General features: G+C 32.3%; 7 protein-coding genes. 5 read left to right on the top strand and 2 right to left on the bottom strand.

Annotated features, from left to right (window positions below; all coding sequences use genetic code 11):
- Positions 1-87: 87 nt before the first annotated feature.
- Together AADI82_RS12060 and AADI82_RS12055 are read right to left on the bottom strand one after the other, a co-directional pair.
- The gene (locus tag AADI82_RS12060) at positions 88-486 is read right to left on the bottom strand and encodes a four helix bundle protein (protein WP_341216680.1); all 399 of its coding nucleotides are present in this window, start codon (positions 484-486) and stop codon (positions 88-90) included.
- Positions 487-539: 53 nt separating this feature from the next.
- Positions 540-1,292, bottom strand: a complete 753-nt coding sequence (locus tag AADI82_RS12055) for an SDR family NAD(P)-dependent oxidoreductase (protein WP_341216679.1) — start codon at positions 1,290-1,292, stop codon at positions 540-542.
- 167 nt (positions 1,293-1,459) lie between these two features.
- Between AADI82_RS12055 and AADI82_RS12050 the strand changes: the two genes are divergently transcribed.
- The 5 genes from AADI82_RS12050 to AADI82_RS12030 all read left to right on the top strand — a co-directional run bounded on the left by AADI82_RS12050 (position 1,460) and on the right by AADI82_RS12030 (position 7,497).
- Complete coding sequence (locus AADI82_RS12050) at positions 1,460-2,575, top strand: DUF4382 domain-containing protein (protein ID WP_341216678.1); 1,116 nt, start codon at positions 1,460-1,462, stop codon at positions 2,573-2,575.
- A gap of 189 nt (positions 2,576-2,764) precedes the next feature.
- Entirely contained in the window at positions 2,765-3,766 is a 1,002-nt protein-coding gene (locus AADI82_RS12045) for a MoxR family ATPase (RefSeq protein ID WP_341216681.1), read from the top strand.
- Positions 3,767-3,887: 121 nt separating this feature from the next.
- Positions 3,888-4,754 carry a DUF58 domain-containing protein gene (locus tag AADI82_RS12040; protein WP_341216677.1) on the top strand — a complete coding sequence of 289 codons (867 nt, stop codon included), beginning with the start codon at positions 3,888-3,890 and terminating at the stop codon, positions 4,752-4,754.
- Between the two features lie 26 nt (positions 4,755-4,780).
- Positions 4,781-6,493 carry a hypothetical protein gene (locus tag AADI82_RS12035; RefSeq protein ID WP_341216676.1) on the top strand — a complete coding sequence of 571 codons (1,713 nt, stop codon included), beginning with the start codon at positions 4,781-4,783 and terminating at the stop codon, positions 6,491-6,493.
- On the top strand, positions 6,493-7,497 hold the full coding sequence (locus tag AADI82_RS12030) for a VWA domain-containing protein (RefSeq protein WP_341216675.1): 1,005 nt from the start codon (positions 6,493-6,495) through the stop codon (positions 7,495-7,497). Before AADI82_RS12035 ends, AADI82_RS12030 begins: the two co-directional genes overlap by 1 nt.
- The last annotated feature ends 149 nt before the right edge of the window (positions 7,498-7,646 follow it).

Here is a 7,646-nt window from a genome sequence, read left to right as displayed (position 1 = left end):
TGTTCTCATCGTTATGAGCTAAAAGGTGTTTTATAAGTAAGCGTTTGTTAATCATTCTTAAAATGCTCTATTTTTTATTAATATTATTTATTCACATTCAATCGAATTTAGAGCCCTTGCGATTTGAGTTTTTAAATAATTTATAAATTTTGAAAGTTGATTAATGAGATCTTCTGCTTGGGTATCTAGTTTTTTAAAAGTTGTTTCATTAATATGGTTTCTCTTAAAGCATCTTAATAATTGAGCTTTTGTTTCGCAACACGAACCTCTTGAAAACCCCAAAAACATAATGAATTCTTTATTGCCACCTCTACCAAAACCTTCTGCAATATTATCCATAACAGAACCCGAAGAACCATTAATTTGCTCTCTCAATTTATAGTCGCTTTTAAGTGATGTGTTTATTATAATATCCCAAATATTATCGCAAAAAAGTGAGGCTTCTTTATAAACCTCTAAACTTTCAAAAGAACTATGATGTGCCATTGTAACTTGAATAAATAATTAAAAATAATAATGTTCTACTATAGTAAATAAATCTACTTAGATTTATTTACTATAGTAGAACTAGCCTGAGCCGTTGGAAATACCAACAAATCAGCAATATTTACATGTGGTGGACGCGAAATAGTAAAATAAATAATCTCCGCAATATCTTTGGCTTGTAAGGCTTTAAAACCTTTGTAAACATTATCGGCAATAGCATCACCTTTAAAACGTACTTGCGAAAACTCGGTTTCAACCAACCCAGGATTTATAGATCCTACTTTTATTCCAAACGGGTTTAAATCAATACGCATGCCTTCAGTAATGGCTAAAACAGCATGTTTACTAGCACAATATACATTTCCTTTTGGATACACTTCTTTACCAGCAGAAGATCCAATATTTATAATATGCCCAGATTTACGGGCAGTCATTTGCGGAATTACAGCTTTACTAACATAAAGCAACCCTTTCACATTAATATCCATCATGGCATCCCAATCATCTAGACTTCCCGTTTGTATAGGGTCTAAACCATGGGCGTTTCCTGCATTATTTATAAGAATATCTATATTTCTGAATGCTTTTGGCAAGCTTTCAATAGCTTTAAAGGTTTCATCTTTATCGCGAACATCAAAGTTGAGAATATGCACATCGGTTAAGCGTTCCAAAGCTTTTTGAATGGTATTTAAACGTTCTAAGCGTCTTCCGCAGAGCACTAAGTTGATACCTTGTTTTGCAAATTCGTAAGCGGTGGCTTCACCAATGCCGCTTGTAGCTCCTGTAATTAGGGCGATTTTTTTCATTTTATATTATTTATGCGTCTATAAAAATACTTAAAACAAGTTCAAATTTTTGATAATAAACATGGATTCTAAAAACATTCACAATTAAAACCTTTATTTATAATCCACAAAGTACATTATTAACGTATATGAAGATGTAATTTATAAATTTTTAAAAAGATAAGACTATGAATAGTATTAATATTAAAAAGCTTAAATTAATTATTCCTTTTTTATGTTTAACACTTTTTGTATCATGTAATGATGATGATTCTAATGCTGTAAACAAAGAACAACCCACAATATCTATAAGGTTGGTTGACGCCCCTGGCGATTACGAAGCTGTTAATGTCGAGATTGTTGATGTTATGATTAAAATGAACAATGATAGCGATGACGATAATGGATGGATTTCACTTGATGCTAATAACGAAACTGTAAACTTATTAGATTTTACAGGAGGCTTTAGTAAGGTTTTAGTTGAAAAATTTCCAATTCCCGCAGGAACTTTAAGTCAAATGCGATTAGTATTAGGAGATGGGAATACTATTGTTATAAAGAATGAAAATGACGAAGACGAAACATTCGAATTAAAAACACCTAGTGCACAACAATCAGGATTAAAACTTAAAGTAAATACACTTATTGAAGAAGGATTTACCTATGATTTTATTTTAGATTTTGATGTTGAAAAATCTATTGTACATGCAGGCAACTCTGGTAATATTATTTTAAAACCTGTTCTATATGTAAGTGCAGAGGCTAGCTCTGGAATTATTGAAGGCACAGTTTCTCCAAATAATGTTCCATCTATTGTATCGGTTTTAATTGATGATAAAGGGACGCCAGAAACAGATGATGATTTTGTTATTAGTGCATATACAAATGAAACCAATGGAGCATTTGCATTATGGGGTGTGCCAGCTGGAAATTACGAAGTTATTGCAAAACCAATTGATGAAGCTTCAGATTATTCATATGGAAATACAACAGATGTTTTGGTTAAAAATGGAGAAATTACTGTAATTCCTAACCCTATAGAGCTTATGCTTAAGCCAGGTTCAATAAGAGGAGATGTAACTAACGATATCATGGTATCAGTAACTGTAAAAGACACGAACAATAATATTATTGCAAGTATAGATTCAAATGAAACAGGAGCGTTTTTGTTAGAAACTATTCCTGCAGGTACTTATACTGTAAGTATTAGTGCTACAGGTTTTGTGTCGCAAGATATTGAGAATGTAGTTGTTGAAACAAATCTAGAAACAACATTAGAAGCAGTGACTTTAGTAGCAGTATAAAAAAGTTAAAAGCATAAATAAAAAAGAAAGCGCAATACCATTTGGTATTGCGCTTTCTTTTTACAAATAATTAACTCAATAAACCTGAATATTTTAACCAATTATTAACAGCTTTACAATAAAAATTTTAACAATTTGCAATGCTCAAATAAGGGCATTATATTCGTGCTTTTAATAAAATAAATAATGATGGAAGAAATAGGTACAATTGATATTAAGACAATAAACGAGAAAATTGAAAAGGAAAGTGCTTTTGTTGATTTACTAATGTTAGAGATGAATAAAGTCATCGTAGGGCAAAAGCATATGGTGGAACGTTTGCTAATTGGCTTATTGGGGCAAGGACACATTTTGCTTGAAGGTGTTCCTGGTTTAGCTAAAACTTTAGCTATTAACACATTAGCACAAGCGGTAGACGGAAGCTTTAGCAGAATACAGTTTACACCAGACCTGCTGCCTGCAGATGTTACAGGAACATTAATATATAACATGAAGGTTAATGATTTCTCGATAAAAAAAGGACCCATTTTTGCTAATTTTGTCTTAGCAGACGAGATTAACAGAGCACCAGCAAAAGTTCAATCGGCTTTACTTGAGGCCATGCAAGAAAAACAAGTTACTATTGGTGACGAAACGTTTATTTTAGATAAGCCATTTTTAGTAATGGCAACTCAAAACCCAGTAGAACAAGAAGGAACATATCCGTTACCAGAAGCTCAAGTAGACCGTTTTATGCTTAAAACCGTTATCGATTATCCAAAAATAGCCGAAGAGCAATTAATTATGCGTGCTAACATGAAAGGCACTTGGGATAAGGTTAATCCAGTAATTTCTGTAGCTCAAATATTAAAAGCACAAGAAGTGGTTCGAGAGGTTTATATGGACGAGAAAATTGAAAAATACATCCTAGATATCATATTTGCTACACGTTACCCAGAGAAATATAAATTAGCCGATTTAAAACCATTAATCTCATTTGGTGCATCGCCTCGTGGTAGTATTAATTTAGCAACTGCTGCAAAATGTTTTGCGTTTATTAAGCGTCGTGGTTACGTAATACCAGAAGATGTTCGTGCTGTAGTTCAAGATGTTTTAAGACACAGAATAGGTATTACTTATGAAGCTGAGGCTGAAAATGTAACCTCAGAAGACATCATCAGCAAAATTGTAAACGAAATAGAAGTCCCTTAATTAGTTGGCAGTATTTAGTCATCAGTCTTCAGTGCTTACTCAAATGTAAAAAACTGAAAACTCATACTGAATGCTATTTTTAGGACTGCTTACTGCATACTGAACACTGCATACTGAAAAAATGGATACTAAAGAATTACTTAAAAAAGTACGAAAAATAGAGATTAAGACGCGTCGTTTGTCTGATCACATTTTTGGAGGCGAATATCATTCGACTTTCAAAGGTCGTGGTATGACTTTTTCTGAAGTGCGTCAGTATCAATTTGGAGACGATGTAAGAAGTATCGATTGGAATGTTACAGCGCGTTATAATGAGCCTTATGTAAAAGTTTTTGAAGAAGAGCGCGAACTTACCATGATGCTTATGGTTGACGTTTCTGGCTCAGAATTGTTTGGTACTCAAGAGCAGTTTAAAAATGAAGTGGTTACAGAAATTGCAGCAACCTTAGCGTTTTCTGCAACTCAAAATAACGATAAAATAGGGTTGATTTTATTTTCTGATAAAGTAGAACTTTATATTCCACCCAAAAAAGGGCGCTCTCATGTATTGCGTATTATTCGTGAGTTAATTGAATTTCATCCAGAAAATAAGCAAACAAATATAGCTGAAGCATTAAAGTTTTTATCGAATGTGATGAAAAAGAAAGCCATCGTATTTGTAATGTCTGATTTTATAGCAGATGATTATCATCAAACTATGAAAATTGTTTCGGGAAAACACGACGTTACAGGCATAAGGGTTTACGATAAACGCGAAGAAGAAATACCAAACTTAGGTATGGTACAAATGCAAGATGAAGAAACAGGCGAGTTGATGTTGGTTAATACATCATCAAAAACAGTAAGACGTAATTACGGAAAATTCTATAGTGAGAAAGTAGATTATTATAAAGAAGCATTTACAAAATCTGGAGCAGGAACCATTGATTGTCGTGTAGATGAAAGCTACGTAAAAAAGCTGTTAGGATATTTTAAGAGAAGAGGGTAATTAGCACGAAGTGCGAAGTTAGAAGTATGAAGATATTAATTATGGAAAGCAGAATTATAATAGATATAAAGAATATAAGTAAGAAAGCTTCAAGCTTCAAGCTTCAAGCTTCAGGCTTTCCTTTGTTAGTTAATAAAATTGCTTTGTCTTTTGTCTTGGTTCTAACATCTTGGTTTTTAAACGCACAAGTAACTTCAGCAGTCGATTCTACTTCCATAAAAATAGGAGAACAAATTACCTATCGTATTCAAGTTGAAACCGATACTACAAGTTTAGTCGTGTTTCCAGAAGGGCAAACATTTTCGCCTTTAGAAATGATAGAATCATATAAAGTAGATACTTTAAAAAACAACGACAAATACAATCTTATTAAAAAATACGGTTTAACACAATTTGATTCTGGAGCATATACTATTCCTAGGCAAAAAGTTATAATTGGTAGTAAAACCTTTTTTACAGATTCTTTAAAAGTTGAAGTTAATAATATTGCCGTAGATACTACAAAACAAGGGTTGTACGATATAAAACCCATTATTAAGGTTGATAAAACAGGAAGCAATTGGTGGAAATATGTATTATTAACACTCTTAATAATTAGTATTATTGGATTTTTAATCTACTGGTTTATTTGGAGAAAAAAACCACTTTCAGAGGAAGAACAAATGGCTTTACTACCTCCGTATGATCGAGCCAAATTAGCTCTTAAAAAACTAGATGAAAGTCATTATTTAGAACACGAAAATTTAAAAGATTACTATTCAGATCTTACATTTATCATCAGAAAATATCTTGATGAAAAAGTTTACGATCGTGCCTTAGAAAGTACTACAGACGAATTGATTAGTAGATTAACTTTGTTAAAAGAAGGCAATCAAGTAGATATAAGCACAGAAGATATAAAAAATCTTGAAAGTATTTTAAAACGTGCCGATTTAGTAAAGTTCGCAAAAGGTACACCAGATGTTGAATTAGCAAAATTAGATAGAAATACAATTGATATAGAAATAGATCATGTAAAAGAAGCGTTGCCAGAACCAACCGAAGAAGAAAAGCTTTTAGATATTAAATATAAAGAAGAGCAAGAACGCAAAAAGAAACGTAAAAAGGTTATTATTACTATAGTTATAAGTTTGTTTTTACTAATAGCAACCTTTGTCGGTTTTGGTCTAAATTATGGTTTTAGTTATGTTAAAGACACTATTATCGGGCATGAAAGTAAAGAACTCTTAGAGGGCGATTGGGTAACTAGTGCTTACGGATTTCCGCCAGTAACCATTTCAACACCTAAAGTTTTAAAGCGGACAGATTTGCCTATTCCAGAAGAGATGAAAGCTCAAGTAAGCATGACTTCTTTTATGTATGGTACTTTATTAGATGTTTTTAGTGTAGGTGTAACAACCTCAACTTATAAAAATATGGGTGAAAATAAAATCGATTTAGAAAAATCTTCAGAAGGAAGTATAAAATCGATGGAAGCTATGGGAGCAAAAGACATTGTTGTATTAAGAGATAAGTTTGTAACGCCAAATGGAGCAGAAGGATTAAAAACTTCAGGAACGTTAAAAGCACCTAGTTTAACCTCAAAGGAGCTTAAAGAAGCCAATTATGTGTTGCTTCAATTTACTTCAAATAATGTGTTGCAACAAATAATTATTACAAGTCCAAAAGACGATACCTATGCAGATGAAATGGTGGAGCGTATTTTAAATTCAGTAGAACTTAAAGAAGCAGAAGAATAATGTTTGAAGGGATTCAATTTCTAAATAAAGAATTATTTTGGTTAATGCTATTGTTGCCATTAGCCATATTATGGTATGTATTGAAACATAAAAAGCAAACAGCAGAACTTAAAATATCAAGTTTAAAAGGGTTTAAAATAACGAACTCGTGGTTGCCAAAAATAAAGCACTTATTATTTGCTTTAAGACTCATAGCCTTAGCATTATTAATAACAGCTATTGCAAGACCTCAAACGGTTGATGTATCATCAAAAACAAAAACCACACGAGGCATCGATATTGTAATGGCCATTGATGTTTCGGCAAGTATGTTGGCTAAAGATTTATCGCCAAACCGTTTAGAGGCCTTAAAAAAAGTAGCAGCAGAATTTATTAAAGGTAGACCAAACGATAGAATTGGATTAGTTGAATACGCTGGTGAAAGCTTTACAAAAACACCTATAACTAGCGATAAATCTATTGTATTGCGGTCTTTAAAAGATATAAAGTACAATACTATTATTGAAGGCGGAACAGCAATAGGCATGGGTTTAGCGACTTCGGTAAACCGTTTAAAAGACAGTAAAGCAAAGAGTAAAATTATTATATTATTGACAGATGGGGTTAATAACTCTGGATTTATAGACCCAAAGATTGCTAGCGAATTGGCTTTAGAATATGAAATAAAAACCTATACTATTGGTATAGGAACTAATGGAACAGCCCTTACACCTGTAAGTGTATTGTCAAATGGTAATTTTCAATACGCACGAGCACAGGTGGAAATTGATGAGGAATTACTTAAAGAAATAGCCGAAGTAACAGGTGGAAAATATTTTAGAGCGACTAACAACAAAAAGCTAGAAGACATTTATAACGAAATAAACAAACTTGAAAAAACAGAAATAGAAGAATTCAAATTCTATAATTACGAAGAAAAGTATCGTCCTATAGTCTTATTAGCAGGATTATTATTGCTTTTAGAGCTACTATTACGTTTTACTTTCTTTAGAAGTTTTGTTTAGAAAAACAGATAATAGAAAATAGAGAAAAGACAAAGCATTTTTAAAATAATTAGTGAATTCGTGGTAGAAGCAAATCTGCGACAAACAAATAAAGATACATGCAGTTAGAAGAAAAAATATGGTTTTGGGCTCTGGGAATTATCCCAGTA

It is taken from the genome of uncultured Wocania sp. (assembly GCF_964021735.1).
Classification (GTDB): Bacteria; Bacteroidota; Bacteroidia; order Flavobacteriales; family Flavobacteriaceae; genus Wocania_A.
The sequence above is the reverse complement of the archived record's forward strand: the minus strand, read 5'-3'. Positions and strand labels throughout refer to the sequence as shown.